This window comes from Methylobacterium sp. 190mf, from assembly GCF_900107945.1.
Classification (GTDB): Bacteria; Pseudomonadota; Alphaproteobacteria; order Rhizobiales; family Beijerinckiaceae; genus Methylobacterium.
Map to the genome: position 1 here is coordinate 26,067 of NZ_FNVI01000008.1, position 26,545 is coordinate 52,611.

A 26,545-nucleotide genomic window follows, 5' to 3' on the forward strand; every position below is an offset into this window, starting at 1 on the left:
GGCGGCCGCCCGCCCCGTCTCAGCCGATGGCTTCGCGCGGCGCGAGCAGCGTCGCGAGGGCGTGGCCGAGGCCGACATTGTCCGCGGCGACGGCGGGCGGGCGCCGGTAGGGCGCGGCCGCGGCGGCGACGACCGCCTTCACCCCCGACGTGACCGAGCACAGGACCGGGACCGGCACGTGCGGCTGCAGGCGGGCCGCGAGGCCGACCAGGGCGGCGCCGCCGAGGATCACCGCCTCGGCGCGATCCTCCTCGGCGCAGGCCCGGCAGGCGGCCGCGAGGTCGGACAGCGCCGCCTCCGGGTCCTTGGCGATCTCGCCGCCGGTGCGCGCGATCGTCCGGATGCCCGCGAGGCCATCACCGACGCCGAGGCTCGCGACGCACTCGCGGAGCATGGGCTTCCACAGGGCCCCGCCGGTCACGATGGCGTAGCGCCCGGCGACCCGCTGGGCCTCGCGGCACGACGCTTCGAGCATCCCCACCACCGGGACCGGTGAGACCTCGCGCAGGGCCAGCAGCCCGGGATCGCCGAAGCAGGCGAGGAAGACCGCGTCGCAGTCCCGGCCGTGCTCCGCGAAGGCGTCGAGGGCGGCGTGGCCGGCGATGGCCAGGGCCGCCCGGCTGGCGATGTAGGCGGCGCCGAACCGCGCCGTGGCCGGGACGAAGGTCGCAGTCGCGCCCGCCATCGTCCCGACCTGCCCGGCCAGGAGGTCGGTCACAGACGTGCTGGTGTTCGGATTGAGCAGCAGGATCCGCATGGCGCCCTCGGGTAGCGGGAGCCGGCCGGATGGCCGGGCAGAGGCCCGCACGCAGCCGGCCGGGGATGGGGAGGTCGGGGTGCCCGGCGGCGCGGGTCAGGCCGCGCCGCCGGGCCGTTCGTGTCTCCGATCCGGACCGGGGCGGGTCCAGGTCCGGACCGGGGCGGGTCCAGGTCCGGACGGCCTCAGGCAGGACGGGCCGCGCCCGCGGGGCGGCGCATGAGGGCGGTGTAGATCGCGAAGCCCAGGGCGCACCCGATGAACCACGTGAAGTTCGCCACGCCCTCCAGGCCCGGCAGGATCACGCAGAGCACGGGGATGAGGGCCGAGGGGATCATGGCGGTCACCGCGGCGCGGTTGTATCCGCCACTGTACCAGTACGTCCCGGCGGGGCTCATCGTGTAGAGGTCGTCGAGGACCACCTTCTGCTTCTTCACGAAGTAGAAGTCGGCGATCAGGATCCCGAACAGCGGGCCGATGAACGCGCCGAGGACGTCGAGCGTGTAGTGGATCACAGCGGGATTGTTGTAGAGGTTCCAGGGCGTGATGAAGATCGAGCCGACGGCCGCGATCATCCCGCCCATGCGCCACGAGATCCGCCGCGGCGACACGTTCGAGAAGTCGAACGCGGGCGAGACGAAGTTCGCGACGATGTTGATCCCGATGGTCGCGGTCATGAAGGTGAAGGCGCCGAGCACGACCGCGAAGGTGCTGTCGATGCGGCTCACCGTCTCCACCGGGTCAGTGATCAGGTGGCCGAAGACCGGAACCGTCGCCGAGGCGGTGACGACCGTCAGGAGCGAGAACCCGAGGAAGTTCACCGGGAGACCCCAGAAGTTACCCTTCCTCACCGCCTCGAAGCTCGCGCCGTAGCGCGAGAAGTCGCCGAAGTTCAGCATCGGCCCGGAGAAGTAGGAGACCACGAGGGCGACGGCGTTGATCATCACCGGCAGGGCGTCCCAGCCGGTATACTTCACGGTGCCCAGGGTCAGACCGATCTCGCCGATCCCGGCCTTGGCGACGAGGTACGCGGCGAGCGCGATCATCACCACGTAGACCGCCGGCCCCGCCCAGTCGATGAACACGCGGATCGCCTCCATGCCGCGCCAGAAGACCAGCGCCTGCAGGACCCAGAGCGTCATGAAGGCGGCCCAGCCCAGACCGGACAGGCCGGCGAAGCCGTACTGCTTGACGTCGGCGTAGACGGCGAGTTCGGGGTAGAAGCGGAGCGCCACCACCGTCAGCGCCGCCGAGGCGAGGTAGGTCTGGATGCCGTACCACGCGACCGCGATCAGCCCGCGGATGATCGCCGGGATGTTGGCGCCCTTGACCCCGAAGGAGGCGCGGCAGATCACCGGATAGGGCGTGCCGGTCTGCTGGCTCGGCTTGGCGACGAGGTTGCAGAAGATCTGGACGATCACGATGCCGACGAGCAGGGCGATCAGCACCTGCCAGCTCACGAGGCCCAGCGAGAACAGGGAGCCGGCGGTCACGTATCCGCCGACACTGTGGACGTCAGACATCCAGAAGGCGAAGATGTTGTAGGTGCCCCAGGTCTGCTTGCGCAGCGGGGCCAGATCCTTGTTCACGAGATCCGGATCGTAGCTCGGCTTGATGACGACGGCTTCCCGTTCGTCCGACACGGCCGTGCTGATGCCGGCGGCCTCAACCTGTGCGTACATGGCGTTTCTCCCTGACTGGCGCAGCCCTGTTGCCGGGCTTTTTCCGTGACGCTGACGACCCGCCGGGGCCGCCATGCAAAACCTGGAACTCTCCGTCTCCTGACTTCTGAAAACACGACCTGAATACAGATCACGACCGAGTTCGGACCTCCAAGTCCCGGTCGCGACGTCGTCTTGTCTATCCCGCGACGACCGCCGCGAGGCGGGTCCGGAGGCCGCCCGTGTCGGCCGGGGCGCCCGCGGCCTCCGCGAGGAGCCGGGCCAGGCCGGACGGGTCGTCCGCCTCCGCGGGGAGTCCGGCCGCGTGGACCCGCTCCGCCATCGCCACGCCCGCCGCGGGCGACGCGTCGGCCAGCCCGGCGCAGACCGGGCCGAAGACCGCGCCGAACAGGGCGCGGCCCATGCAGGTCGGCCGGTAGCCGCCGCGCGGCGGGTGGGCCGCGATCCAGTGACGGGCGATGTCCAGCCGCGTGGTCACCCAGGCGTCGGGGTGATCGCCCACGTAGTCGAGGAGCCGCTCCAGCGCGGCCATCCGCCCCGGACGCCCGACCAGGCGGCAGTGCAGCCCCACCGACATGATGCCGCCCCGTCCCGCCTCGCCCTCGCGGTACAGGACGTCGAACGTGTCCTTGAGGTAGCCGAAGAACTGGTCGCCGTTGTTGAAGCCCTGGGCGGTGGCGAACCGCATGTCGTTGGCGTCGAGGGTGTAGGGGACGACGAGCTGCTGACGCCCCCCGATCCGCAGCCAGTAGGGCAGGTCGTCGGCGTAGGAATCGGCGAGGTACAGGAACCCGCCCTCGGCGGCGCCGATGGCGAGCGTGTTCGCGGAGGTGCGTCCCTGGTACAGGCCGAGGGGCCTGCTGCCCGTCAGCGATGCCTGCAGCGCGACGGCGGCATCGATATCGGCGCGCTCGGCCTCCGGGCTGTGGTCGCGGTAGTCGATCCAGCGCAGGCCGTGGCTGGCGATCTCCCAGCCGGACTCGACCATCGCGGCGACGGCCTCGGGGTTGCGCTGCATCGCCGAGGCGACGCCGAAGACCGTGACCGGGAGGTTGCGGCGCGTGAACGCGCGCCAGAGGCGCCAGAAGCCGGCGCGGGCGCCGTACTCGTAGATCGACTCCATGTTGGCGTGGCGCTTCCCCGGCCAGGGCAGGGCCCCGACGATCTCGGAGAGGAAGGCCTCGGACGCCGCGTCACCGTGGAGGATGCAGTTCTCGCCGCCCTCCTCGTAGTTGATGACGCACTGGACGGCGACGCGCTTGCCCCCGGGCCAGGCCGGGTCCGGTCGATGCCGGCCGTATCCGACCATGTCGCGGGGATAGTCCTGGTCGAGGTCGAACATGGCGTGATCCCTCGTTCCGATGCGAGATAGACGCACGCCCGACCGTTGGTCCAATATCTTGTTCGGCTTGATTGATAGGTTGCACGTTTAGATGGTGCGATCATTGATCTGAGTGTCGGAGCGTCGTCGGGCGGACCGCCACCGGCCTGTCGTCGATCCGGCGCAGCCTGCCCGTGCCGGGTCGACGATCACACCCGCCGCCGCGTCGGCGGGCCGACGGTCGGGCATCCCGAGCGGGCACCGCGGACCCTAACGGGTGCGGCTGGCGGGGATCGGGCCGGCGGCGAGCATGCCCATCAGGGCGTCGAACGCCAGCGGCTTCTCGACCAGGGGTATGCCGGCGGCGCGGGCGCGGCTCCGGATGCCCGGATCGGGGTGGCCGGTGATCAGGATCACGGGCACGCCGGCAGCGAGGTCGCGCAGCCGGCCCGACACCGCGAGCCCGTCCATCCCCGGCATGACGTGGTCCAGCAGGACGAAGGTCGGGTGCGGGCCGGGGAAGGCGGCCAGCAGAGCGCGTCCGTCGGCGAAGGTCTCCACCCGGTGGCCCGCGCTCTCCAGTAGGAAGCGGGTCGAGTGCAGGATGGTCGGGTCATCGTCCACAACGTAGATGAGGCTCGACGCGGCGGGCAGCGTGGCGTTCGCCGGGAACGTGGCGTCCAGTGAGGTCATGGTGCCGAGCTTAGGGGCGGTCCGCGGCGGCCGACCTTGACCTGCCTCAAGACCGGGGCCGCGTCCGTGCTGCCGCCATTCTGAGACCGGCGACGTTCCTAACCGGTCGATCCCGCCCTGCGCGTGCCGCTCGCTGTGCGGCGATCCGACACGTCGGGCGGTGACGCTCCGGTCCGCACCGGAGGCCGTTTCCGATTGATTCAGCTCCGTCTCATCATCTTAAAGTTGAACAACCGTCTCCGCGCCCACGATATCGCGATCCGGAGACCGAATGACAGACCCCGCGACAGAAACCTCTTTGGAATAAATCTTAATCAGTTTGCGTATATTTTACGCAACCCGATCATGACTGCTCAGCCTGGCTGACGCGTTCGCAGCCCTGGGTTCCGTCGCCTGGACATCCGCCTCATGAAAATGACCATCAAACTGCGACTCGTCTCGCTGCTCGGCGGACTCGGCTTGGTGCTGCTCGCCACGGCGGCGCTCGGAAATCTCTCGCTCCACTGGAGCCATCAGAGCCTGAAGACCGTCTTCGACGATCGCGTCGTCTGTCTCCGGCAGTTCAGCATCATCCGCGACGCCTATGACGACCTGCTCGACGCCTCGCGCCAGCTGCGCGGCAAGCAGATCGCGCCGGCAGAGGCCAAGGACAAGATCGAGCGCGATCTGTCGAAGCTCCACAAGGAGTGGTCGGCCTATCTGGCGACCTACCTGACTCCGGAAGAGGACGTCCTCGCCAAGGAGCTGCAGGTGCGCGTCGATCGGAACGACGCGATCGCGGCCGAGATCCTCAAGCGCGTCGCCGCCGGCGCGGCCTCGGATTTCGAGGCCACCCACACGGACCTGCTGAAGAGCATGCAGGCCACCAACGCCACGCTGAGCAAGCTGACCGCGTTGCAGGTCCGGGAAGCCGAGGCGGAGTTCCGGCGCTCGGAGACGATTGCCGGCTGGTCGCGCCTCGCGCTCCTGGCCGCGCTCGCGCTCGCCGCGCTCAGCATCGCCTACGGCGTGTACGTGATCGTCGTACAGATCACGCGCCCGCTGGGCAGCCTCGTGGGCGTCCTGCAGCGGATGGCCAAGGGCGCGGTCGACGCCGAGATCCGCGAGGCCACCCGCGGCGACGAGATCGGTGCCGTCGGCCAGGCCGTCGAGGGCATCAAGACCATGGTCGCCCGCAAGGCCGCCGAGGAGGCCGAGGTGAAACGCCGCGCCGACGCGGCCGCGGCTGCCGAGCGCAAGCGTACCATGATCGAGCTCGCCGACGGCTTCGAGCGCGCCGTCGGCGGCATCGTCGGCCTGGTCTCGTCCTCGGCCACCGAGCTCCAGGCCACCGCCCAGCAGATGACCGCCACCGCCCAGGAGACCGCATCCCAGTCGACCACCGTGGCCGCCGCCGCCGAGGAGGCCTCGACCAACGTCAACACGGTGGCGGCCGCGGCCGAGGAACTCGGCTCCTCCGTGCAGGAGATCGGCCGGCAGGTGACCGGCTCGGCCCACCTCGCCCAGGCCGCGGTCGGCGAGGCCGACCAGACCGCCCACCTCGTCCAGGCGCTCAGCCAGAACGCCGCGCGGATCGGCGACATGGTCGGGATGATCTCCGGCATCGCCGGCCAGACCAACCTGCTGGCGCTCAACGCCACGATCGAGGCGGCCCGCGCCGGCGCGGCCGGGCGGGGCTTCGCGGTGGTGGCCTCCGAGGTGAAGGCGCTCGCCGAGCAGACCGCCAAGGCGACCGAGGAGATCGCGCGCCAGATCGGCGAGGTCCAGGGTGTGACCGCGCAGGCGGTGACGGCGATCGGCGGGATCACGGGCCGCATCCGGGAGATCGACAGCGTGGCGACCTCGATCGCGGCGGCCGTCGAGGAGCAGGGCGCGGCGACCCAGGAGATCGTGCGCAACGTGGCGCAGGCCTCGGCGGGGACGAATGCGGTGACGGGCAACATCGCCGGCGTGGCGGAGGCGTCGGAGGAGACGGGGGCTGCGGCCTCGCAGGTCCTGTCGGCCGCCTCGGAGCTGTCGCGGCAATCCGAGCATCTCGGCGCCGAGGTCGCCCGCTTCCTCGCCACCGTGCGCGCCGCCTGAGGGTGGCCACGGCCGAGATCCGCGTCCGCCCGGTCTGACGGGAGCACGCGGATCTCGCCGACGCGCGCGTCCCGTCGGCGACGACAATCAAGAGACTCGAGTCTGCCACCCACAGCGCGCAGCAAATCCGCGGCCGCGCCAAGCTTGCCGGATCCCGACACGCGGGCAAGGCCGCGATCGACTTGAGCCAGATCAATGACCGGCCGCACGGATACCGGATGCTCGGGCCGTGAAAGATGACAGGTCGTCTGTCGCTCAGGGCTCGGGTGCCCGGACATCGGGCCGCCGATGCCGTCAGCCCGCGCGGGGAATCCGGTGAGAACGATCGAGAACCGAACGGCGGATATGGTCCCGAACGCGCTCAACATGCTCCTGGGCGTCGCGCTCCTCCTCGCACCTTGGTACTTGGATCTGGGCTACGAGACGGCCGCCGCGCGCAACGCCTTCGTGACCGGGGGCGCCATCACCGTGGTCGCACTCCTGGCCCTCGGCGTGACCTGCGCCTGGGAGGAATACCTCAACGTCGCCCTCGGGTTCTGGGCGGCCATGGCGCCCTGGGTTCTCGGCTTCGCCGACGCGACGGCACCCGTGTGGGTGCACGGCGTGACCGGGCTCGCCGTGGCCGCCCTGGCCGCGTACGCGCTGTGGCGGCTCTTCGTGTCGCCTCAGGCGCGCTCCGTCTGAGGCGCGCCCGTCGCCGCCGCGGCCGCGGGCATTCGGCCGGCACCCGCGACTACGGGATTGCCCTTAAGGGGCGCGCCTTAAGGCTCCGACCGGAATTTCTCCGCCTCCCGCCCGCTGCCAATCTCGTCCCGACCGACGCAGGCGAGGAGCGCAGCGATGAGCACCGAGTTCACGGCACGGACAGCACCGGAGGGGCCCGCAGCCCGTCCCGCTCCCGTCCCGGAGATCGAGGGGAGCACCCTGTTCGCGGGATGCCCCGACGTCGTCGGGACACCGTTCTCCTACGCCCGCGAGGAGGAGATCTACGGAGAGGGCGAGGAGGCCGAGTTCGTCTACAAGGTCCTCAGCGGCGCGGTGCGCACTCACAGGGTCCTGAGCGACGGGCGCCGCCAGATCACGGGCTTCCACCTGCCCGGCGACCTGTTCGGGCTCGGGCAGGGCGAGACCAATCGCCAGACCGCCGAGGCCCTCACCAGCACCAAGGTGCTGATCTTCAAGCGGCGACAGGTCGAGCGCGCCGCGACCGGGCGGGCCGAGGTCGCCTGCCGACTCTGGAGCATGGCCACGAGCGACCTGCGACACGCCCAGGACCTGGCGCTCCTGCTCGGACGGCGCTCGGCCCAGGAGCGGGTCGCCGCCTTCCTGCTGGAGGTCGATGACCGCCTCGGTGCGGCCGGCACCTTCGCGCTGCCGATGACCCGCCGCGACATCGCCGACTACCTCGGCCTGACCATCGAGACCGTATCGCGCACCCTCTCGCAGCTGGAGGAGGACGGGGTGTTGCGACGCGACGGCGGCCGACAGGTGTGCCTGCATCGGACCCGGCTGCGCCGGCTCGTCGAGGATTGAGACAGGTGCCGCCGGGGACGCCACCGGGAATGCCGCTGCGGGCTACCGCGTGGTTTCGCGTTGGCTTTCGGGGTGGCGCCTGCGCGCAGGACGCTGCCTCGGAGACGGTCGCGGACGGCGCCGGCGAGCGGGTGCGGGGACGAAGGGCGTCACCGCCTCTGGAAGCGCGCGATCAAGCCCGGGGCCTCCTCGCGGATCAGCCCGAGAAAATTGTCGATCACCGGGTTCCGGCGCTGATGATGCAGCGCGTAGACGTCCGCCGACAGGAACGGCGGCTTGATCGGCAGGACGACGACGTCCGGATGCCTCGGTCGGCCGACGAATTCTGGGATGATGGCGAGACCGAAGCCCGCCGCGACCAGGTTGATCAGCGACGAGGCCTCGCGGACCTGCTGCGAGATGCTCGGCGTGAACCCGCGCGCGATGCAGGCTTGGTAGATATCCGCCGCGAAGCGCGAGCTCTCGAGGCCGAGCGAGATCAGCGGCTCGCTGCGGAAGACATCGATCGCGACACTGCGACCGGCGGCGAGGGTGTGCTCGCGCGGCACGGCCACGCAGAGCCGCTCCGGCCACGCCAGGTGGGCGACGAGATCCGGATCCTCGGGGGGGCTGCGGAGGAAGCTGAGATCCGTCCGGTTCGCCTTGAGGGCCGCGATCTGGTCGGCCGGCGCCATCTCGTGGATGCGCACGTCCACCGCCCGGAAGCGCTGCTCGAAGGCCCGGATCAGGCAACCGGCCGGCCCCGCGAGGACGGAACTCGTCATGCCGATGTTGAGGATGCCGGCCGTTCCGGTGCCGATCGTCCGCGCCCGGTCGACGGCATCGGCGACCTGCGCGAGGACCGCCCGCGCGTTCCCAAGGAAATCCTCGCCCGCCGCGGTCAGGACGACGCGCCGGCTCGAGCGCTCGAACAGGTTGACGCCGATCTCCACCTCGAGATCGCGGATCTGCTGGCTCAGCGGCGGCTGCGACACGCCCAGGCTTTGGGCGGCGGCGGTGAAACTGAGATGCTCCGCCACCGCGGCGAAGTAGCGAAGATGCCGGAGTTCCATGGGCCGACCCATAGGAATTTCGAATGGATAGAAGCACGGAAGGTCTTTTGCGTCTAGACTCGCGGGGTGGACGTCCTCGACGGCCGGGATCTCGCCGGCCCGTCAGGACCGTCGACAGGGGCGTGTCGCCGAGGCGGGGCGCGGCAGGCGTCCGTCCCGCACCGCGCTCAGGTCCCGCCCGGGTGGATCCCGACGCGCTCCGCGGCGAAACGCTCGCGGAGCCAGGTCGCGGCGGGGCCGCAGGGCCGCTGCTTGTGCCAGACCAGTTCCAGGGCGATCGGCCAGTCGCCCTCATCGAACTGGAGGTCGGGCGTCACGAGGTACGGCGCCGTGAGGGACGCGGCGATGACGTGGTCGGTGACGAAGGCCCAGCCGATCCCGTGCTTCACCATCTCCAGGATGACCCAGTGGCTCTCCACCCACCACACCTCGGCGGCGACCCGCAGACGGCGCTTCTCCGCCCCGTCGCCGCGGGCGGCCACGAGGATCTGGCGGTGGCGCTTCAGCTCCTCCCACGCCACCCGCTCCTTCGCGAGCGGGTGATCGCGGCCGCAGACCAGCTTGAGCGGCACCCAGCCGATGGTCCGGAACCCGAGCTCCGTCGGGAGCTCCTCCTGGCGCCACATCACGCCCAGGTCGGCGGCGCCCGACCGGACCATGCGGCTGACATCCTCCATCAGCGGGAAGAGCAGCTCGAGCTCCACGAAGGGGAAGCGCTGGGCGAAGCTGGCGAAGAGGGCGCCGAGGGCGTGCTCGGGGTAGAGCTCGTCGATGGCGACCACCAGCCGGTTCTCGACGCCCTGCTCCAGGCTGCTCGCCACACCGATCAGGTGCTCCCGCCGGTCGAGCACCACGCGCGCCTCCAGCAGCAGCCGCTCGCCCGCCGGGGTCAGCACCGGGTTCCGGCCCGCGCGGCTGAACAGCGCCAGCCCCAGATCCGTCTCGAGGTTAGCCACCTGCGTGCTGACGGCCGACTGCGCCTTCCGCAGCACCCGCGCCGCGCCCGAGAACGACCCGGCCTCGGCCGCCGCCACGAAAGCCTGGAGCTGGTCGAGCGAGACCGCCATCTATCTGATTACCCGATACTTCCTAACTTGTGGATCGCCTTATCGCAGATAGAGAGCGGCCGACCAATCCGCCTCTCGAGAGCGAGACCATGCGCACCACCCGCGACCGCATTCGCCACGCCATCCTGTTCGAGGTGATCGGGCTGCTCCTCATCGTCCCGCTCGGGACCGCGGCCTTCGGCCTGCACGCCGCCGACATGGGCGTGATCGGAATCGGCAGCGCCCTCGTCGCGACGAGCTGGAACTACGTCTACAATCTCGGCTTCGACCGGACGATGCAGCGGCTCGCCGGGCACACGCGCAAGAGCCTCGTCCTGCGGGTCGCCCACGCGGTGCTGTTCGAGGCGGGGCTGCTCCTGATCCTGCTGCCGCCGATCGCGTGGTATCTCGGCATCGGCCTCGTGGAGGCCTTCTTCATGGATCTGGCGATCGCGGCCTTCTACGTGGCCTACGCCTTCGTGTTCAATCTCGCCTACGATCGAACCTTCCCGCTCCCGAGCTGGACCGAGGCTGCCGCCGAGCCGTCCCGCTGACGCTCGCGCCAGCCGCGCGGCGAGACCGCGACGGCGGCGCGGCGGGCGTTCGAGGGTCCGCGGCGCCGCGTGAGGCGCCGGCTATCCCTCCGCGCGGACGAGATCCGTCGTCTCCGGTCCGCGCCGAACCTCCGCGCCCAAGGGACCGACGGGTGGCCGGCCCGGCGGGATCAGCGCGGCGAGCGCCTTCTGGAGAAGGTCGGGCCGGACCGGCTTGTGAATCAGAGGGACCCCGCTGTCCAAGGCCTCCCGCATGCGGACGGGCGCGGTGTCGCCGGTGATGAGGATCGCCGGGATCGGCCGTCCCCAATGCTGCCGCAGCGTCGCGATGGCTTCGGCGCCGGTCTGGCCCCTGCGCAGTCGGTAGTCGCAGATCAGTGCGTCCGGCGGCGGCCCCTGCGGCGGCCGTTCGGTGACGTCGGTCGGATCCTCGAAGGCCCAGCACAGGCAACCCCAGCCGGAGAGGAGCGCCACCATCGCGTCGCGGACGATGGCATCGTCGTCGACGATCAGGATGCGGGCGCCGACCAGGCCACCGCTCTCCGCGATGGCGGCCGCGGGCGCGTCGTCGAGCCTGGCGTCCCGCCCAGCATCGAGCGTCCGGGGGACGAGGATGCGGAAGACGCTGCCGCTCCCCACCTTCGACGAGAGGGAGAGCGGGTGATCGAGCGAGGCGGCGATCCCGCGCGCGATCGCGAGTCCCAGCCCCAGACCCTTGTGACGATCGCGCTCCGGATTCCCGAGCTGGTAGAACTCCCGGAAGATGTCCTCGCGCTTGTCGACCGGGATGCCGATCCCGGTGTCGTAGACTTCGATCGACACGCCCGCGCGCCGGCGCCGGCAGCCGATGAGGACGCCGCCGCGCTCGGTGTACCGGATGGCGTTGAGGACGAGATTGCGCAGGACCAGCTCCAGCAGGGCCGGGTCCGAGACGATCGCCAGGTCCGTCTGGGGCGTCCGATAGATCAGGCGCTTGGCGTCGGCCAGCGGCGCCAGCTCGTTCTCGATCTTGTCGAGGAGCGGCTGGAGCTCGAAGGCGCGGGGCCGCGGCGTGATGACTCCGGCCTCCAGGCGCGAGAAGTCCAGAAGCGTGTTGAGCATGTCGGTCGACGCGACGTTCGCGGTCTGGGCGTTCTGCAGGATCCGCCGCTGCGGCGCGGCGAGATCCGTCTGGCTCAGCGCCTGGAGGAAGAGGCCCTGGGCGTGGACCGGCTGGCGCAGGTCGTGGCTGGCCGCCGCGAGGAACTGCGACTTCGCGGTGTTGGCGTGCTCGGCGTCGCGGCGGGCCCGGTGCGCCGCGGCGGTCTCCGCGCGCAGCTGCTCCACGAGGGCCGCGTTCTCGAAGCGGAGCTCGATCGATTCCCGCACGCGGCGGCTGGCGAGCACGACCTGACCGTACTGCCCGACCACGAACAGGATCGAGCAGATTGCCAGGGCCCGGTAGGGCGCGCCGCCGAGCGACCAGAGGGTTCCCGCGGCCAGGACGGCGACGGGCACGACGAGGGCGAGGTAGAGGTGCCGCCGCGGCGCCAGGAGCGAGACGCCGTTGCTGCAGGTCGCGCCCAGCAGCGACATGGTCAGGATGCTCACCGCCGGGACCTGGAGCGGCAGCGCGATCCAGATCAGCGATCCCAGGATCGCGCCCTCGACGATCTTGCTCAGGAAGATGACCCGCTCGACCCGGCGGGCGCGGTCGGGCTCGCCGATCGCGGCGCGGACCCGACGCGCGTAGGCGGCCGCCCCGAACCGCTCGACGAGGAACGCGCCGTACCAGCTCAGCAGGACGGCGTGGGGCACCAGCGTCCACAGCACGGCCAGCATGAGCGTCGAGACGAGGAAACCGACGGCGACCGACTGCGTGACGCCGTCCAGGACGAGGCGCAACTGCTCGGCCGCGATCCGCTCCTCCTGCGACGGGCTCATCGGATCAGGCCGAACTGCTGCGCCTTGAACACCGCCTCGGCGCGCCGGGTCACCCCCAGGACCGACAGCAGACCCTGCACGTGGCCGCGGACCGTGTGTTCCGACAGACCGAGATTGCGTCCGATCATCTTGTTGGACAATCCGCGCCCGACGAGGGTCAGCACCTCGGCCTGCCGCGGCGTGAGCGTCGGGCAGAGGGCGCCCCCGACCTGCGGGACCGCGGACGACCGGGCGAGCATCTCGCGCAGGACCGTCATCATCCGCTCGGGGCGGTCGGTCTTGGACAGGAACGCGCAGGCGCCCTGCGCCAGAGCCGTGCTGACGGTATCGGGCAGATCCAGGCCGGACACGACGACGATCCGGGCGGCCGGCCAGCGTTGCTGGAGCAGGCCCATCCCCTCGAGCCCGCCGATGCCCGGCAACTGGATGTCGAGGAGGACGATCGTCGGGACGACGGCCACGATGGCGAGCGCCTCGTGCAGCGATGGGCTGTCGAGAACCGGGATCTCATCGAACGCCGTCGACAGCATCGAGACGATGCCGGACCGGAACAGCGCGTGGTCATCGATGATGAGGATTGCTTCCTGCGCCATGCGGATCCTGTCTAGAGCAACCGCACAGGCGCCGTCACGGGTCATGGACCAGTCCATGTGGACTGGTCCACGAAGCCATTCCGATCGGCTAAGCCACGGGTCGAGGAATTCGATCGCGCGCGCCCGGACATGCAGTTGGAGACCACGCGGACGGGATCGGATGCTGGGCGAGGGCGCCCGCCAGCCCGCGCGGCCCGCGCTTCACACCGCTGCCGTCGCGGCGACGGTCCGGTGATCGCGGGCGGTGACGTCCGTCGGACCGCGCGCGCGGCCCTCCCAAGTCGATTCGAGGGAATTCCATGGTTCATCGCCGTCAGAGACGAGGCATCGGCCGGACCGCGTCCGATCCGACGTTCGACGCGAAGGGTCCCCTGATCGTGCGGTGGATCGGTGCCGCGGCCCGCAAGCGCGGCCGGGCGGCCGACCGGGAAGCTCCGCCCGCTCCGACCCCGGACAACGTGACGAGGCTGTCCTGGGCCGACACCTTCGGACGGGCGATCAGCGCCGATCCTCAGCGGCCGGAGGGACCCGCGACCGTCCTCGCGATGCGTCCCCGCGCGAGCAGGCGCGCGTGCGGGCCGTTCGTCCGCACGAGACAGGCGGTGAGCGCCGCGATCCCGACCTCGCTGCCGTAGAGCGAGACGGATCGGCTGATCTCGGTCGCTCTACCGTCGGATCTCCGGGCCGGCCGGGAATCCGCGGCCGCCCGGCGGCGCGGTGTCCGGCGCGAGAAGGCCGGAGCCGGTCCTGAGCCAGAGCCCGTCCGGCGCCGCCTCGACCGCGGACAGGCGCAGGGCCCGGAACGACCAGCCCGGCGAGACGGCACCGTCCCGGAGGTCGAACGAGGCCTGGTGCCGGGGGCAGTGCAGCCGGCCCGCGACGCAGCGTCCGAGGGCGAGGTCGGCCCCCTCGTGCGGGCAGGCGCGCTCGGCGGCCACGATCCGCGCGCCGTCCCGGACGAGGAGCAGGCGGCGGCCGCCCGCGTTGACGGGGAGCAGGTCCCGGTCGCCGAGAAGGTCGACCGGGCCGAGGCGGATCCGCCCCGGCAGATCCCGCTCAGCCACCGAGATAGGCGTCCCGAACGTGGGGATCGGCGATGAGGTCCTGCCCGCGCCCCTCGAGGACGATGCGGCCGGTCTCGAGGAGGTAGGCGTAGTCGCAGAGTTCGAGGGCCGCGAAGGCGTTCTGCTCGACGAGGAGCACGGTCGTGCCGGCGTCGCGGATCGCGCCGATCACCGCGAACATCCGCTCGACGATGTTGGGGGCGAGCCCCAGGGAGGGCTCGTCGAACAGCACGAGCTTCGGGCGCCCCATCAGCGCGCGGCCGATCGCCAGCATCTGCTGCTCGCCGCCCGACAGCGTGCCGGCCGCCTGGTCGCGGCGCTCCGCGAGGCGCGGGAACTCCCCGTAGATGCGCGCCAGGTCCGCCGCGACCGCCGCCCGGTCGCGGCGCAGGTAGGCGCCCATGGCGAGGTTCTCGGCGACCGTCATCTGCGGGAAGACGCGCCGGCCCTCCGGGCAATGGGCGATGCCCGCCGCCAAAATCCGGCGGGGCTCCGCCCCCGCGATGTCCCGGCCGGCGAACCGGATCGCGCCGGAGCGCGGCGGGACGAGCCCGGAGATCGCCCGGAGCGTCGTGGACTTGCCGGCGCCGTTGGCGCCGACGAGGGCGACGAGTTGGCCCGCGCGCACGTCGATCGTGAGCCCCTTCAGAGCCGTGACGTGGCCGTAGCCGCAGACGAGGTCGCGGATCTCAAGCATGGACCGCCTCCTGCGCGGCAGCCGCGGCGGCCTGCCGGGCGGCGCTGCCCTGGCCGAGATAGGCCTCGATCACCGCCGGGTCGCTGCGGATCCGGTCCGGCGGCCCCTCGGCGATCAGGCGCCCGTAGTTGAGGACGACGATGCGGTCGGAGACCTCCATCACCATCGGCATGTCGTGCTCGACGAGCAGGATGGTGACGCCGCGCTCCCGGATCTGCCGGATCAGGCGCACGAAGACCCGCGTCTCGGAAGCGTTCATCCCCGAGACCGGCTCGTCGAGAAGCAGCATGGCGGGCTCGGTGGCGAGCGCCAGCGCCACGCCGACGAGGCGCTGCTCCCCGTAGGCGAGGGCGCCGGCCTTCTCCTGCGCCCGTCCGGCGAGCCCGACCCAGTCGAGGAGCGCCGCGGCCCGGGCGCGCAGCTGCCTCTCGCCGGCCCCCGCGCGGCCGAGGAGCGCGTCCAGAACGGGCGCGCGGCCCGCCGCGGCGCCCATCTGGTGCAGGCCGATCATCACGTTGTCGAACACCGTGTCGTCCGGGAAGACGCTGGTGCGCTGGAAGGTGCGGGCGAGGCCGAGCCGCGTGATCGCGTGCGGCGGCAGGCCCTTCAGGGACGTGCCGCGGAAGTGGACCGCGCCCTGGCTGGGCTTGAGGAAGCCCGTCATCACGTTGAAGGCCGTCGTCTTGCCGGCCCCGTTCGGGCCGATCAGGCTGACGATCTCGCCGGCCCGGACGTCGAAATGCAGGTCGGCGATGGCGACGAGGCCCCCGAAGCGGACGCCGACATGCTCGACGGAGAGGATCGCGCTCATCGCTGCACCGCCGGGTTGGCCTCGAGGACGGGCGCGGCCGGGGCCGGCCGGCGGCCCAGCAGCGCCGCCAGTCCCGGCACGATGCCCCGCGGCATCACGAACAGGATCACGATCAGCACGAGGCCGTAGACGATCCACTGCGCCTCCGGCGCCATGACCGGGCGGAGCGCCACCGGCAGCAGGCCGAAGATCAGGCCGCCGACGACCGGGCCCAGCAGGGTGCCCTTGCCGCCCGCCACCACCATGATGACCATGGTGACCGTGGTGGCGAACAGGAACACGTCGGGATCGATGATCCGCAGGTAATGGGCGTAGAGGCTGCCGGCCGCGCCGGCCATGGCGGCCGAGATCACCGCCGCCACCGTCAGCGTGCGCGTGGCGTTGATGCCGACCGAGAGCGCCAGCGGCTCGTTCTCCTTGAGGCCCCGCATCGCCCGGCCGAAGCGCCCGCCGACCAGGCGGGCGATCACGGCGTAGCAGAGCGTCCCCACGGCCAGCACGAGGTAGTAGTTCTGGAGCTTGGTCTTGAGGGTCCACATCCCGAGGCCCGGCAGGCCGAGGGTGATGGCCGGGATGTTGGTGAGCGCCAGCGGCCCTTGCGTCAGCTCCACCCAGTTGAGCGCCACGAGCCGCACGACCTCGGCGAACGAGATCGTCACAATGACGAAGTAGGCGCCCCGCACCCGGAAGGAGAGCCGCCCGATCAGGTAGCCGCAAGCGCCCGCCGCCGCCGTCGCCAGCAGGAGGCCGACCACCGCCGGCCAGGGCTCGTGGACCGCCCGGATGCCGAAGCCGAGATCCACGTCGAAGCCGAGGCTGGTCAGCGCGCTGACGTAGGCGCCGATCCCGAAGAACGCGATGTGGCCGAGGCTGAGCTGCCCGGTGAGGCCGAGGAGCAGGTTCAGGCTCATGGCGCCGATCGTCAGGATGCCGGTCACGATCAGCGCGTTGAGAAGGTAGGGGTTGGCGCCGAGCCCCAGGGGCAGGGCGACGAGGCCGGCGAGCAGGGCGAGGGGGAGGAGCCGGTTCATCCGATGCGCTCCGCCTTGGCGAACAACCCGGTCGGCCTGCAGAGCAGGACCGCGATGATGATCAGGAAGCCCATCGCGTCCCGGTAGCCGGAGGAGACGTAGCCGGCGCCCAGCTCCTCGGCGAGCGCCAGGATGAAGCCGCCGATCGCCGCGCCGGTGACGTTGCCGAGCCCGCCCAGGATGACGATGGCGAAGGCCTTGAGCTCGGCGAGGCCGCCCATCTGCGGGAACACCACGTAGACCGGACCGAGGAGCGCGCCGGCGGCCGCGGCGAGCGACGAGCCGAGCGCGAAGGTCGCGGTGTAGATCCGGCGGACGTCGACGCCCATCAGCGCCGCCGTGTCGGAATCCTGGAACGCGGCGCGCATGGCGAGACCGAGCTTGGTCCGGTTGATCAGCGCGTAGGTGAGGGCGATCAGCGTCAGCGCCGCCCCGAGCACGAACAGCCGCAGCCACGACACCGAGACCGGGCCGACCTGGAGCGGCGCCTCGGGAAAGGGCGCGGGGATCGCCTTGGCGACGCCGCCGAAGGTCCAGAGCGTGCCCGATTGCAGGACGATGCCGGCGCCGATCATCACCAGCATGGTGGTGTCGATGTCCGAGCCTCGGAACGGGCGCAGCAGCAGCAACTCGATCGCGGCCCCGAGCAGGAGCCCGCCGAGGATCGCCACAGGAAGCGCCAGGAAGAAGTTCAGTCCCAGCGCGGCGACCGCGAGGTACATGACGTAGGCGCCGACCGTGTAGAGCGCGCCGTGGGTGAAGTTCACGACGTTCATGATCCCGAAGATCAGCGTAAGGCCGATCCCCAGCAGCGCGTAGGTGCCGCCGAGGATGAGGGCGTTGACGAGGTGCTGGATCAGTTCGTTCACGGGCGGCCTCCGAGGGTGCGCCCCGGCCCGGAGGCCGGCGGACGGGCGAGGGGGCCGGCATCAGAGCGCCGGCCCAGGGGCGCTCACAGCGCCGGCACGATCACCGTCCCGTTCTTGATCTCGATGAGGTAGACGTCGGGCTTGCTCTGGCCGCTCTCCTTCCCGGCGGGGCCGGCCTTGGCGAAGCGGATCGGTCCGTTGAGCCCGACGAAGTCGACCGACCAGAAGGCCTTGGTGATCGCGGCCGGATCGGCCGAACCCGCCTTCTCGATGGCGTGGGCGATCGCGCGGATGCCGTCGTAGCCGCGGAAGCTCTCGGTGACGCCGGCGAAGTCGAAGCCGCGCGTCTTCCACGCGGCGATGAAGGCCTCGGTTGCCTTCGGGTCCGGCGTCTTGTCGGGCGACCAGGGCAGGAAGGTCGTCAGGTGCATCGTGCCGTCGGCGGCCGCGCCGGCCTGGGCGATGATCTGGTCCGGGTTCTGGGATCCGCCGGTGGTGATGACCCGCTTCTTCAGGCCGAGCGCCGCCATCTGCTTGAACAGCAGCACGAGCTGATCGACCGAGCTCGTGATCATGATCGTGTCGGAATCCGACGCCTTCAGCTTGGCGAGCTGGGCGCTCATGTCCTGCGCGCCCTGGTCCATGGTCTCGACGAGGCCGACCGTCACGCCCTTGTCCTTGAGCATCTTGCCGAAATCGGTCGCGGCGCCGCGGCCGAAATCGTTGTTGAGGACGAGGAAGTCGACCTTCTTCAGCCCGAGGCGGCCGACCATGGGCGCGAAGGTCTCGGCCTCGAGCGACGAGGGCGGCGAGATCCGGAACACGTAGGGGTTGCCGGAGGTCGTGATCTTGCCGGACGAGGAGGTCTCGACCAGCATCGGCGTCTCGTAATCCGCGAGCTTGGGCATCACGGCGAGCGTCAGGCTGGAGCCCCAGGCGCCCATCATCACCGGGGTCTTATCGCTGGTGATCAGCTTCTCGGCGACCGCGGCGGCCTCGGTCGGGTTGCTCTTGTTGTCCTCGATCACGAGTTCGAGCTTCTTTCCGAGGACGCCGCCCTTGGCGTTGATCTCGTCGGCGGCGATCTTGGCGCCGTTGACCACGTAGGTGCCCGAGGCCGCGAACGGCCCGGTCAGCGGCTCGTTGACGCCGATGCGGATCGCCTCCGCCCGTGCGCCGGTGGCCGTCAGCGCCAGCAGGATCGCGGTCGTGAGGGTGAACCTGCCTAGCATTCGCGTGTCTCCGGTGCGTTGGGGCGGGAGGGGATCAGGCGCGGCCGAACCACGCCGCGAGGCGCGCGCGGGCGAGGCCGAGGAGCAGGCGGAGCGGGTTGAGGCCGGCGGGCGCCGGCGCCGCGACGCCCGAGAGCCGGGCATCGAGGTTGCGGGTGAACTCCGCGGCGATGCGGCCGGCGAGGTCGCGCACGAGGCCGGGCCGGCCGAACTGCGCGAGCGGCCCGGTCAGGGTGTAGCCGACGTCGAGTTCGACCCGGGCGGTGCCGGGCGTCGGCCCGGCCTCGACCCGGTAGCGGATCCGGCCCTCGGTCGCCGAGCGGCCGCCCGCGTCGGTGCCGGCCCCGTGGACCGCGCCGGTCCGGGCGGCCTCGTCCCGCGCGAGGCGGGCGCGGCCGCGGAACGTCGCGGCGATCGGCCCGATCCGCGCCTGCAGGCCGCCCTCGACCGTGTCGGGGGCGGGCCGCGCCGTGAGCACCGCGCCCGGCAGGCAGGCGGCGACCACCGCGATGTCGCCCAGCAGGGCGAAGACGGCCTCCGGCGGGTGGAGGAGGTCGAGCACCTGCGTGAAGCCGTGGGCCGGGGTGAACGCGTCGGACAGGTCCGCGACGGCCGCGGGCGCCGCCGGGGCGATCCGATCCGCCGGCGGTTCCAGGGGCGCGAAAGCCGCGTCGCCGATCCGGGCGCCGACCGGGCCGAGCGGCCGCGCCGCACCGGTCTCCGGGGGGATGCCGCGCCCGCGCCTTTCCGCGATCACCGCCATCACGGCCCGGACGATGCCGGCATAGCCGGTGCAGCGGCACAGGTTGCCCGACAGGCCGACGCGGATCCGCCGCTCGTCGGCCTCGGGCAGCCGGAGGACCAAATCGCGGGCGGCCACCAGCATCCCGGGCGTGCAGTAGCCGCACTGGAGCGCGTGCTCGCGGTTGAAGGCGGCCCGCAACTCGCCCGCGATCGCGTCCGCGTCGAGGCCCTCGATCGTCGTGACCGCGGCGCCCGCGCAGGCCCCCGCGTAGGTGAGGCAGGCGCGGGCCGGCTCACCGTCGAGCAGGACCGTGCAGGCGCCGCAGACGCCGTGCTCGCAGCCCAGATGCGTGCCGGTGAGGTCGAGGCCGTCGCGCAGCACGTCGCCGAGGTGGCTGCGCGGCTCGGCCGCGACCCGCACGGCCCGGCCGTTCACCGTCAGCGCCAGGGCCATGCGCGACGTCCCGGGTTCGGCCAGCGCAGCGCTCATGCGGCCTCCGGAAGGGTGTTGGCGCGGGGATCGGGCGCGGCCGCCGCGGCCACCGCGCGGCTCAGGGCGGTGACGTGGATGTGCCGCTCGACCGCGTCGGCCATCCCGGCCTCCCGCAGCGCGAGGTCGGCGGCCCGAAGGTCGAAGCGCGCGGCGAAGTCGGCGCCGATGCGGCCGCCGAAGAGCGGGCGGGCATCGGCCAGGAGCACGGGCGGCCCCTCGACCGCGCCGATCACGGCCCGGCCCCGGCCCGCGCCGGGCTCGAGGCGCACGGCCCCGATGGCGTGGGCGAACTCGCCGATCTTCGCGCAGTGCTTGACGTAGCCCCAGGCCGCGCCCGCCGGCAGCGCCGGGACGCGCACCGCGACCAGGATCTCGTCCGCGCCGAGCGCCACTTTGAGGGCGCCGGTCACGAAATGCTCCACCGGCAGGGTGCGGCGGCCGTTGCGCCCCGCGATCTCGACCTCGGCGCCGAGGGCGGTCAGGGCGCTCACCCAGTCGGCGGCCGGGTCGGCGTGGACGAGGCTGCCGCCGATCGTGCCGCGGTTGCGCACCGGCCGGTAGGCGATGGCGGCCGCGACCCGCCGCAGCGCGCCGCCGGTGAGGTCCGGGACGCGCCCGTCCTCGACGTCGGCGTGGGTCACGCAGGCCCCGAGGACGAGCGTGTCGCCCTCGACCCGCGCGTCCCGGAGTTCGGGGATGCCAGTGATGTCGAGGATCAGGGTGGGCTCGACGAGGCGCAGGTTCAGCATCGGCCCGAGGGACTGGCCCCCCGCGATCAGCTTCACGCCCGCGGGGGCTTCGGCGAGGCGCGCCAGCAGCGCGGGCAGGCTGTCGGGGCGCTCCCAGGCGAAGGCGGCGGGCTTCATGCGGCCTCCCGCGCGGTCACGGCGGGATCACGGGCGGCGAGCACCGCCTCCACGATCCGCCGGGGGGTGAGGGGCGAGTGCAGCAGCTCGACGCCCAGCGGCGCGAGGGCGTCGTTCACGGCGTTGGCGAGCGCCGCCGGCGGCGCGATCGCGCCGCCCTCGCCGATGCCCTTCTGGCCGAAGCGCGTGTAGGGCGAGGGCGTCTCCATGTGGTCGATGCGCGCCATCGGCACGTCGGCGGCGCCGGGCAGGAGGTAGTCGGCCAACGTCGAGGCCAGCGGCTGGCCGCGGGCGTCGAAGCGCATCTCCTCGAACAGGGCCGTGCCGATCCCCTGCGCGAGGCCGCCGTAGATCTGGCCGTCGACCACGAGGGGATTCACCAGCGTGCCGCCGTCCTCGACGATGACGTAGTCGAGAATCTCCACCGCCCCGAGATCGGGATCGACCGCCACCACGGCCGCGTGCGCCGCGTACGAGAAGGTGCCGGAATCGCGCACCGGCTTGTAGCCGGCGGTGACCTCGAGCCCGCCGGGATCGGTGTCGGGCGCGAGGTCCTGCGGGCGGCGGTACCAGGTGCGGGCGATCACCTCGAGCGGCACGTCGCCGGAGGGGCCGACGACGTGGCCGCCCTCGAAGCGGCACTCGTCGGGCCGCGCCTGGAGCAGGTGGGCGCCGATCCGCACGGCGCGGTCGCGCAACGCCTCGCAGGCCGCCGCGACCGCGCCGCCCGCCATCACCATCACGCGGGAGCCCCAGGAGCCGGTGGAGTAGGGGGTCATGGCGGTGTCGCCGTGGACGAGGCGGGTGCGCGCCACCGGCACGCCCAGGATCTCGTGGGCGACCTGGGCCAGCGTCGTCTCCAGGCCCTGGCCGTGGGAATGGGCGCCGATCCGCAATTCCAGGCCGCCGTCCGGGGTCAGGCGGGCGCTGGCCTGCTCGTGGCCGGGCACCATCGGGATCCCCCAGCCGGAATAGACCGAGGTGCCGTGCGCGGCCTGCTCGCAGTAGATCGCGAGGCCGAGGCCGATCCGGCGCCCGTCCGCCTCGCCCTCACGCTGGCGGGCGCGGACCGCCGCCACGTCGACGGCCTTCAGCGCCCGGGCGAGCGCCTCCGGGTAGTCGCCGCTGTCGAAGTGCTTCTTCGTGATGTTCTCGAACGGCATCTGCCCGGGCCGCACGAGGTTCTTCTCGCGCACGGTCTCGGGCGCGACCCCCGCCGCGCGGGCGACGGCGTCGAGCACCAGTTCCAGGGCGAAGCAGACACCGGTGCGCGCCACCCCCCGGTAGGGCAGGATCGGGCACTTGTTGGTCGCCACCGACCACGTGCGGCAGCGATAGGCCGGGAAGTCGTAGGGGCCGGGCAGGATGCTGGCGACCTGCGCGGCCTCCAGACAGGCCGAGAACGGGTAGGCCGAGTAGGCGCCGGAATCGACGGTGGCCTCGCAGTCGATGCCGCGCAGGGTCCCGTCCCGCTCCGCGTAGGCGGTGATGCGGTAATGGTGCTCGCGGCAATTGGCGTTGGCGGTCAGGTGCTCGCGCCGGTCCTCCAGCCAGCGGACCGGGTGGCCGCAGCGGAGCGCGAGCCACGCCAGCGCCACGTCCTCGGCAAGCAGGATCGCCTTGTAGCCGAACCCGCCGCCGACATCCGGCGACACGATGCGGATGCGCCCCTGCTCGATCCCGAGGCACTCCGAGAGGCCGTTGCGCACGATGTGCGGCATCTGGCTCGCGGTGTGGACCACGAGCTGGTCGAGGCGGTGATCGAGCTGCACCACGGTGCCGCGGCCCTCGATCGGCGCCATGCACTGGCGCCCCGTCGAGATGGTACGGCTGACCTTGACCGGCGCGTCGAGGGCGCCCTCGATGCCGACGTCGACCAGGGTCTCCAGGAAGACGTTGTCGCCCCAGTGCTCGTGGACGAGGGCGGAGCCCGGCTCGCGCGCGGCCAGCATGTCGTGGACGGCCGGCAGCTCCTCCAGGTCGAGGACGACGGCGGCGGCGATGTCCTCGGCCTCCGCGCGGGTCGGGGCGACGCACATCGCCACCAATTCGCCGACCTGCCGGACCTTGCCGGTGGCGAGCACCGGCTGCTCGGACACCTTGAAGCCGGGCAGCCCCGAGACCGCCCGGATCGGCAGCACGCCGTCGAGGTCGGCGGCGGTGAAGACGCGGTCGCGGTAGGCCTCCGGCACGTGGACGGCGCGGATCCGGGCATGGGCGAGCGGGCTGCGCACGAAGGCGACGTCCTGCATCCCCGGCAGCCGGAGGTCGCCGACATACTGGCCGCGCCCGCGCATCAGGCGGTCGTCCTCCTTGCGGGGCAGGGGGGCCCCGACGCCCTCGCGGCTCATCGCGGGCCTCCGAGAAGATCCTGCGCGGCGCGGACCAGGAGGCCGTCGGGCCGGCGGAATTCGTCGAGGATCGAGAAGTGGTCGGCGCCCGGCACCGGCAGCAGGGCGCCTGGCGCGTGGGCGGCGCCGCGCAGGGCGTGGAGGTTGCGCGCGTCGCGGACGAGGGCGGGCAGCTCCCGGCTGCCGTAGGTGACCGTCATGGGCTTGGGCACGACGGGCAGGCGCAGGGGCGACAGCGTCCCGATCTCGTCCTCGGTCAGCCCGAGCTTCTCGTTCAGGTAGGTCTCGCGGATCGGCGCGAGGTCGTAGACGCCGGAGATCGCCAAACCCGCGGACACGGCGGGATGCCCGAGATGGAGCGCGGCGAGCTGCGCCCCCGCGGACCAGCCGGCGAGGACGATCGGGCCGCCGATCCCGCGCGCCGTCCCGTGCGCGGCGAGCCAGTCGAGGGCGGCCCCGATCTCGGCGACGATCCCGGTGAGGCTCGCCTCGGGTGCCAGGGTGTAGCCCGGCATCGCCACCGACCATCCGGCGGCGTTCAGCCCTTCCGCGAAGCAGGCGAAATCGGCCCGGGCGTTGCGCTGCCAGTAGCCGCCGTGGACGAAGACGAGGCAGGGCGCCCCCGTCTCCGCCGCCGGGTAGAGGTCGAAGCCGGTGCGCGCGCCGGCGGCGTAGGGGATGTCGAGCCCGGCCGGGTGCGCCGCGCGGTAGGCCGCGGAGGCCGCGTTGCGGGCCGCGACCTGCGCGGCGCTGTCGGGCACGCCCGCGTTGTTGTCGTAGCAGGCGCCCCGGGCCGCGAAGTCCAGGCTGTCCCAGCGGCGGCGCGGGTCCGGCGGTGTCGGGTCGTCGAGGACGAAGGCGGTCACCGGCGCCACCTCAGGCCGCGATCGCCTGGGGCAGGATCGGCGAGTCGGCCTCGAAGCGCTTCCCCGCGCGCAGGCAGAAGGCCGGGCGCAGCAGGCGGTCGGCGATCACCCGCGTGTCCTCGTTGTCGCGCAGCAGGAAGCGGCCGCGATCGTCGTGCAGCACCGAGACGTCGGCCGCGTAGCCGACCTTGAGCGCGCCGATCCGGTCGCCCATGCGCAGCATCTCGGCCGGGTGCGACGTCACCATCGGCACCACGTCCTCCAGCGGGATGCCGAGCGCCATCATCGAGCTCATCGCCTGGGTGAGGCTGAACCGGGCCTGGCCGAGGAAGGGATGGTTCTCGTCGTCGTGGTGCTCGTCCGGGGTGCCGGCGGGCTTCGTCACCTCGGGGATCTCGGTGTTGTAGCCGTGCATGTCGGCGCCGAGCGTGTAGGGGATCACGCCGGCCGGCAGGGACGCGCGGGCCACGCGGTAGGAGAAGTGGCTGCCGTGGCCGACATCGACCTTCAGCCCGGCCTCCATGGCCCGGCGGATGATGTGGTGGACCTCGCCCTGCTCGTTGATGAAGCCGCCCGGGTGGCGGGTGAAGGGATGGGCCAGCACGTCGCCGGGCCGCAGCAGCGGGATGACCCGCTCGACGATGGTGTCGGCATCCTCGCCGTTGGCGCCCGATTCCGGCAGGCCCCAGAGCTGGCCGAAATGCACGTAGAGCGGCAGGTCGGCGCGCCGGCTGATCTCGGCCGCCATCTCCATCACCTTGATGCCCCAGCGGGCGAAGCCGCCGATCTCGGCATGGCCTTTGATGCCGCGCACGAGGTCGCGGTTCTCGGTGGCCGACTTCACGGTCGCGTCGATGTCGACGCCGTCCGGGCTGTAGAGGTTCGGGTAGAAATGCCCTTCCAGGCCGCCGACGAGGTAGGCCGACAGGAAGGCGAGGACCTGCGTCTCCGAGCGCTCGGCGATGAAGTGGCGGAAGCCCGGCAGGGTCATGCAGGACGGCCCGCCCTGGTCCACCACCGTGGTCACGCCCGAGCGCACGCCGACCATGTCGGGGTTCAGGCCGAACCGGCCGGTGACGTACTGGTAGACGTGGGCGTGGGTGTCGATCATGCCGGGCAGGACGAGCTTGCCCGAGACGTCGACCACCTCGGCGGCGGCCGAGGGCAAAATCGTCTCCGCCACGGCGGCGATGCGCCCGTCCCGCACCGCCACGTCGCGGATGCCGTCGATGCCTGAGGCAGGGCAGATGACCCGCCCGCCCCGCAGAACCAGATCATAGCGGCGATTGTCCATGTCGACCTCGTGGTCCCGGCCGGCGCACGCCGGCCTCGCCCTTGCCAAAAGCGAAGCATGCTTCGTATTCCGGCGTTGCACACCGCGTGCCAAGGCTGGAACCGTTCTGTGGAGGCGGACGATGGATGAGGTCCCGGACGCCGGGTTCGCTGCGGGGTCGGCAGAGGCGGGGGTCGCCGCGGGGGCGGCGAGCGCGGCAACGGACGCGAAGGCGCGGCACTGGCCACTAGCCGAGCGCCCGGGCTTCCTCGCCCGCCGCATGCACCAGATCCACGTCAGCCTCTTCGCCGAACGCTGTGCCGCGTTTCGCGTCACCCCGCTCCAGTACAGCCTGCTCTCGCTGCTGCGCGATCTGGGGGAGGCCGATCAGACGACGCTCGCGAGCTCGGTCGCCCTTGACCGGACGACGACGACCGGCGCCCTGAAGCGCCTCGCGGCCCGCGGTCTGGTGAGCCGCACGACCTCGCCCCTCGACCGCCGCGCGCAGGTCTGCCGGCTGACGGACGAAGGCGCCGCGCTCCACGGCGCGATGGAGCCGGCGGCGCGGGCCGCGCACGCCCTCACCGTCGAGGCCCTCACGCCGGCGGAGCAGGACACCCTGACCCGGCTCCTGCGCCGCGTCATCGCGGGGCACGAGCATCGGCGCGGCCAGCCCGACATCCTGTAGGGCGTCGCCGACGCGGCCCGCAGCAGGCCCCACTGCTCAAAGAAAATACAGATCGTTCTGCCTTGGAGTGCCGCGAAAAGCTCTTTCTTCCAACATCTTCGCGAAAATTGGACGCGCATTCCATTTACAGAACGCGGAGACGTTGCGCATAAATACGGCATGGAATGCCCACAGCGCGCGCTGAGCTGATCACGCGTCGCATCTGAGCTTCCCACCGCGCGACGAATGCCGGCACCCGACCATCGTTCCGCCTGCCGATGCGCGCCGCGCGCAGGCGGGCCGGCGCGGGGTTGGCACATGTCCTGCGTGTGGTGGGCAGCTCAC

General features: G+C 71.9%; 24 protein-coding genes. 5 read left to right on the top strand and 19 right to left on the bottom strand.

Annotated features, from left to right (window positions below):
- Window positions 1-19 precede the first annotated feature (19 nt).
- The 4 genes from C4T42_RS11125 to C4T42_RS11140 all read right to left on the bottom strand — a co-directional run bounded on the left by C4T42_RS11125 (window position 20) and on the right by C4T42_RS11140 (window position 4,453).
- A complete protein-coding gene (locus C4T42_RS11125; protein WP_020094450.1) occupies window positions 20-757 on the bottom strand; it encodes an aspartate/glutamate racemase family protein in 738 nt (245 codons plus the stop codon).
- A gap of 185 nt (window positions 758-942) precedes the next feature.
- Window positions 943-2,439 carry an NCS1 family nucleobase:cation symporter-1 gene (locus tag C4T42_RS11130; RefSeq protein WP_020094451.1) on the bottom strand — a complete coding sequence of 499 codons (1,497 nt, stop codon included), beginning with the start codon at window positions 2,437-2,439 and terminating at the stop codon, window positions 943-945.
- Between the two features lie 178 nt (window positions 2,440-2,617).
- A complete protein-coding gene (gene puuE / locus C4T42_RS11135) occupies window positions 2,618-3,781 on the bottom strand; it encodes an allantoinase PuuE (RefSeq protein WP_020094452.1) in 1,164 nt (387 codons plus the stop codon).
- 249 nt (window positions 3,782-4,030) lie between these two features.
- On the bottom strand, window positions 4,031-4,453 hold the full coding sequence (locus C4T42_RS11140) for a response regulator (protein ID WP_020094453.1): 423 nt from the start codon (window positions 4,451-4,453) through the stop codon (window positions 4,031-4,033).
- 408 nt (window positions 4,454-4,861) lie between these two features.
- Here C4T42_RS11140 and C4T42_RS11145 point away from each other — a divergent pair, with 408 nt between their 5' ends.
- The 3 genes from C4T42_RS11145 (at window position 4,862) to C4T42_RS11155 (ending at window position 8,068) form a co-directional block, all read left to right on the top strand.
- A complete protein-coding gene (locus C4T42_RS11145; RefSeq protein ID WP_244603197.1) occupies window positions 4,862-6,535 on the top strand; it encodes a methyl-accepting chemotaxis protein in 1,674 nt (557 codons plus the stop codon).
- 345 nt (window positions 6,536-6,880) lie between these two features.
- The gene (locus tag C4T42_RS11150) at window positions 6,881-7,219 is read left to right on the top strand and encodes an SPW repeat protein (protein ID WP_020094455.1); all 339 of its coding nucleotides are present in this window, start codon (window positions 6,881-6,883) and stop codon (window positions 7,217-7,219) included.
- A 156-nt stretch (window positions 7,220-7,375) separates the two neighbouring features.
- Window positions 7,376-8,068 carry a helix-turn-helix domain-containing protein gene (locus tag C4T42_RS11155; RefSeq protein ID WP_020094456.1) on the top strand — a complete coding sequence of 231 codons (693 nt, stop codon included), beginning with the start codon at window positions 7,376-7,378 and terminating at the stop codon, window positions 8,066-8,068.
- A 149-nt stretch (window positions 8,069-8,217) separates the two neighbouring features.
- Here C4T42_RS11155 and C4T42_RS11160 read toward each other — a convergent pair whose 3' ends face one another.
- Together C4T42_RS11160 and C4T42_RS11165 are read right to left on the bottom strand one after the other, a co-directional pair.
- On the bottom strand, window positions 8,218-9,120 hold the full coding sequence (locus C4T42_RS11160) for a LysR family transcriptional regulator (RefSeq protein ID WP_020094457.1): 903 nt from the start codon (window positions 9,118-9,120) through the stop codon (window positions 8,218-8,220).
- Between the two features lie 167 nt (window positions 9,121-9,287).
- Window positions 9,288-10,187, bottom strand: a complete 900-nt coding sequence (locus C4T42_RS11165; RefSeq protein WP_020094458.1) for a LysR family transcriptional regulator — start codon at window positions 10,185-10,187, stop codon at window positions 9,288-9,290.
- 89 nt (window positions 10,188-10,276) lie between these two features.
- Between C4T42_RS11165 and C4T42_RS11170 the strand changes: the two genes are divergently transcribed.
- Window positions 10,277-10,720 (top strand): PACE efflux transporter, encoded by a 444-nt coding sequence (locus tag C4T42_RS11170; RefSeq protein WP_020094459.1) that lies wholly within the window; start codon window positions 10,277-10,279, stop codon window positions 10,718-10,720.
- Window positions 10,721-10,801: 81 nt separating this feature from the next.
- Here the strand turns inward: C4T42_RS11170 and C4T42_RS11175 are convergent, their stop codons facing one another.
- From C4T42_RS11175 to C4T42_RS11240, 13 genes are all read right to left on the bottom strand, one after another.
- The gene (locus C4T42_RS11175) at window positions 10,802-12,643 is read right to left on the bottom strand and encodes a hybrid sensor histidine kinase/response regulator (RefSeq protein ID WP_042670266.1); all 1,842 of its coding nucleotides are present in this window, start codon (window positions 12,641-12,643) and stop codon (window positions 10,802-10,804) included.
- Complete coding sequence (locus tag C4T42_RS11180; RefSeq protein ID WP_020094461.1) at window positions 12,640-13,236, bottom strand: response regulator transcription factor; 597 nt, start codon at window positions 13,234-13,236, stop codon at window positions 12,640-12,642. Before C4T42_RS11180 ends, C4T42_RS11175 begins: the two co-directional genes overlap by 4 nt.
- Before the next feature lie 665 nt (window positions 13,237-13,901).
- Window positions 13,902-14,300, bottom strand: coding sequence for a Rieske (2Fe-2S) protein (locus C4T42_RS11190; RefSeq protein ID WP_103985103.1), 399 nt, complete (start codon window positions 14,298-14,300; stop codon window positions 13,902-13,904).
- On the bottom strand, window positions 14,293-14,997 hold the full coding sequence (locus tag C4T42_RS11195) for an ABC transporter ATP-binding protein (RefSeq protein ID WP_100251686.1): 705 nt from the start codon (window positions 14,995-14,997) through the stop codon (window positions 14,293-14,295). Before C4T42_RS11195 ends, C4T42_RS11190 begins: the two co-directional genes overlap by 8 nt.
- Window positions 14,990-15,808 carry an ABC transporter ATP-binding protein gene (locus tag C4T42_RS11200; RefSeq protein WP_103985104.1) on the bottom strand — a complete coding sequence of 273 codons (819 nt, stop codon included), beginning with the start codon at window positions 15,806-15,808 and terminating at the stop codon, window positions 14,990-14,992. The genes C4T42_RS11195 and C4T42_RS11200 overlap by 8 nt, the downstream gene beginning before the upstream one ends.
- Entirely contained in the window at window positions 15,805-16,839 is a 1,035-nt protein-coding gene (locus C4T42_RS11205; RefSeq protein WP_103985105.1) for a branched-chain amino acid ABC transporter permease, read from the bottom strand. The genes C4T42_RS11200 and C4T42_RS11205 overlap by 4 nt, the downstream gene beginning before the upstream one ends.
- Complete coding sequence (locus C4T42_RS11210) at window positions 16,836-17,708, bottom strand: branched-chain amino acid ABC transporter permease (RefSeq protein ID WP_103985106.1); 873 nt, start codon at window positions 17,706-17,708, stop codon at window positions 16,836-16,838. Before C4T42_RS11210 ends, C4T42_RS11205 begins: the two co-directional genes overlap by 4 nt.
- 83 nt (window positions 17,709-17,791) lie before the next feature.
- The gene (locus C4T42_RS11215; protein ID WP_103985107.1) at window positions 17,792-18,940 is read right to left on the bottom strand and encodes an ABC transporter substrate-binding protein; all 1,149 of its coding nucleotides are present in this window, start codon (window positions 18,938-18,940) and stop codon (window positions 17,792-17,794) included.
- Window positions 18,941-18,974: 34 nt separating this feature from the next.
- Window positions 18,975-20,174 (bottom strand): 2Fe-2S iron-sulfur cluster-binding protein, encoded by a 1,200-nt coding sequence (locus tag C4T42_RS11220; protein ID WP_103985108.1) that lies wholly within the window; start codon window positions 20,172-20,174, stop codon window positions 18,975-18,977.
- Window positions 20,171-21,043, bottom strand: a complete 873-nt coding sequence (locus C4T42_RS11225) for an FAD binding domain-containing protein (protein WP_103985109.1) — start codon at window positions 21,041-21,043, stop codon at window positions 20,171-20,173. The genes C4T42_RS11220 and C4T42_RS11225 overlap by 4 nt, the downstream gene beginning before the upstream one ends.
- On the bottom strand, window positions 21,040-23,394 hold the full coding sequence (locus tag C4T42_RS11230; protein ID WP_103985110.1) for a xanthine dehydrogenase family protein molybdopterin-binding subunit: 2,355 nt from the start codon (window positions 23,392-23,394) through the stop codon (window positions 21,040-21,042). The genes C4T42_RS11225 and C4T42_RS11230 overlap by 4 nt, the downstream gene beginning before the upstream one ends.
- Window positions 23,391-24,260, bottom strand: a complete 870-nt coding sequence (locus C4T42_RS11235; protein ID WP_103985148.1) for an alpha/beta hydrolase — start codon at window positions 24,258-24,260, stop codon at window positions 23,391-23,393. The genes C4T42_RS11230 and C4T42_RS11235 overlap by 4 nt, the downstream gene beginning before the upstream one ends.
- Window positions 24,261-24,270: 10 nt before the next feature.
- Window positions 24,271-25,554, bottom strand: coding sequence for an amidohydrolase/deacetylase family metallohydrolase (locus tag C4T42_RS11240; protein ID WP_103985111.1), 1,284 nt, complete (start codon window positions 25,552-25,554; stop codon window positions 24,271-24,273).
- A 121-nt stretch (window positions 25,555-25,675) separates the two neighbouring features.
- Between C4T42_RS11240 and C4T42_RS11245 the strand changes: the two genes are divergently transcribed.
- Complete coding sequence (locus tag C4T42_RS11245) at window positions 25,676-26,221, top strand: MarR family transcriptional regulator (RefSeq protein ID WP_026605140.1); 546 nt, start codon at window positions 25,676-25,678, stop codon at window positions 26,219-26,221.
- Window positions 26,222-26,545: the final 324 nt, after the last annotated feature.

Excerpts from the sequence above, each read along its gene's own strand:
- C4T42_RS11155 (WP_020094456.1), top strand. The coding sequence starts at position 7,376 with ATGAGCACCGAGTTCACGGCACGGACAGCACCGGAGGGGCCCGCAGCC.
- C4T42_RS11245 (WP_026605140.1), top strand. The coding sequence starts at position 25,676 with ATGGATGAGGTCCCGGACGCCGGGTTCGCTGCGGGGTCGGCAGAGGCG.
- C4T42_RS11145 (WP_244603197.1), top strand. The coding sequence starts at position 4,862 with ATGAAAATGACCATCAAACTGCGACTCGTCTCGCTGCTCGGCGGACTC.
- C4T42_RS11170 (WP_020094459.1), top strand. The coding sequence starts at position 10,277 with ATGCGCACCACCCGCGACCGCATTCGCCACGCCATCCTGTTCGAGGTG.
- C4T42_RS11175 (WP_042670266.1), bottom strand. The coding sequence starts at position 12,643 with ATGAGCCCGTCGCAGGAGGAGCGGATCGCGGCCGAGCAGTTGCGCCTC.
- C4T42_RS11200 (WP_103985104.1), bottom strand. The coding sequence starts at position 15,808 with ATGAGCGCGATCCTCTCCGTCGAGCATGTCGGCGTCCGCTTCGGGGGC.
- C4T42_RS11180 (WP_020094461.1), bottom strand. The coding sequence starts at position 13,236 with ATGGCGCAGGAAGCAATCCTCATCATCGATGACCACGCGCTGTTCCGG.
- C4T42_RS11130 (WP_020094451.1), bottom strand. The coding sequence starts at position 2,439 with ATGTACGCACAGGTTGAGGCCGCCGGCATCAGCACGGCCGTGTCGGAC.
- C4T42_RS11240 (WP_103985111.1), bottom strand. The coding sequence starts at position 25,554 with ATGGACAATCGCCGCTATGATCTGGTTCTGCGGGGCGGGCGGGTCATC.
- C4T42_RS11160 (WP_020094457.1), bottom strand. The coding sequence starts at position 9,120 with ATGGAACTCCGGCATCTTCGCTACTTCGCCGCGGTGGCGGAGCATCTC.
- C4T42_RS11215 (WP_103985107.1), bottom strand. The coding sequence starts at position 18,940 with ATGCTAGGCAGGTTCACCCTCACGACCGCGATCCTGCTGGCGCTGACG.
- C4T42_RS11150 (WP_020094455.1), top strand. The coding sequence starts at position 6,881 with ATGGTCCCGAACGCGCTCAACATGCTCCTGGGCGTCGCGCTCCTCCTC.
- C4T42_RS11205 (WP_103985105.1), bottom strand. The coding sequence starts at position 16,839 with ATGAACCGGCTCCTCCCCCTCGCCCTGCTCGCCGGCCTCGTCGCCCTG.
- C4T42_RS11195 (WP_100251686.1), bottom strand. The coding sequence starts at position 14,997 with ATGCTTGAGATCCGCGACCTCGTCTGCGGCTACGGCCACGTCACGGCT.
- C4T42_RS11220 (WP_103985108.1), bottom strand. The coding sequence starts at position 20,174 with ATGAGCGCTGCGCTGGCCGAACCCGGGACGTCGCGCATGGCCCTGGCG.
- C4T42_RS11230 (WP_103985110.1), bottom strand. The coding sequence starts at position 23,394 with ATGAGCCGCGAGGGCGTCGGGGCCCCCCTGCCCCGCAAGGAGGACGAC.
- puuE (WP_020094452.1), bottom strand. The coding sequence starts at position 3,781 with ATGTTCGACCTCGACCAGGACTATCCCCGCGACATGGTCGGATACGGC.
- C4T42_RS11140 (WP_020094453.1), bottom strand. The coding sequence starts at position 4,453 with ATGACCTCACTGGACGCCACGTTCCCGGCGAACGCCACGCTGCCCGCC.
- C4T42_RS11165 (WP_020094458.1), bottom strand. The coding sequence starts at position 10,187 with ATGGCGGTCTCGCTCGACCAGCTCCAGGCTTTCGTGGCGGCGGCCGAG.
- C4T42_RS11225 (WP_103985109.1), bottom strand. The coding sequence starts at position 21,043 with ATGAAGCCCGCCGCCTTCGCCTGGGAGCGCCCCGACAGCCTGCCCGCG.
- C4T42_RS11125 (WP_020094450.1), bottom strand. The coding sequence starts at position 757 with ATGCGGATCCTGCTGCTCAATCCGAACACCAGCACGTCTGTGACCGAC.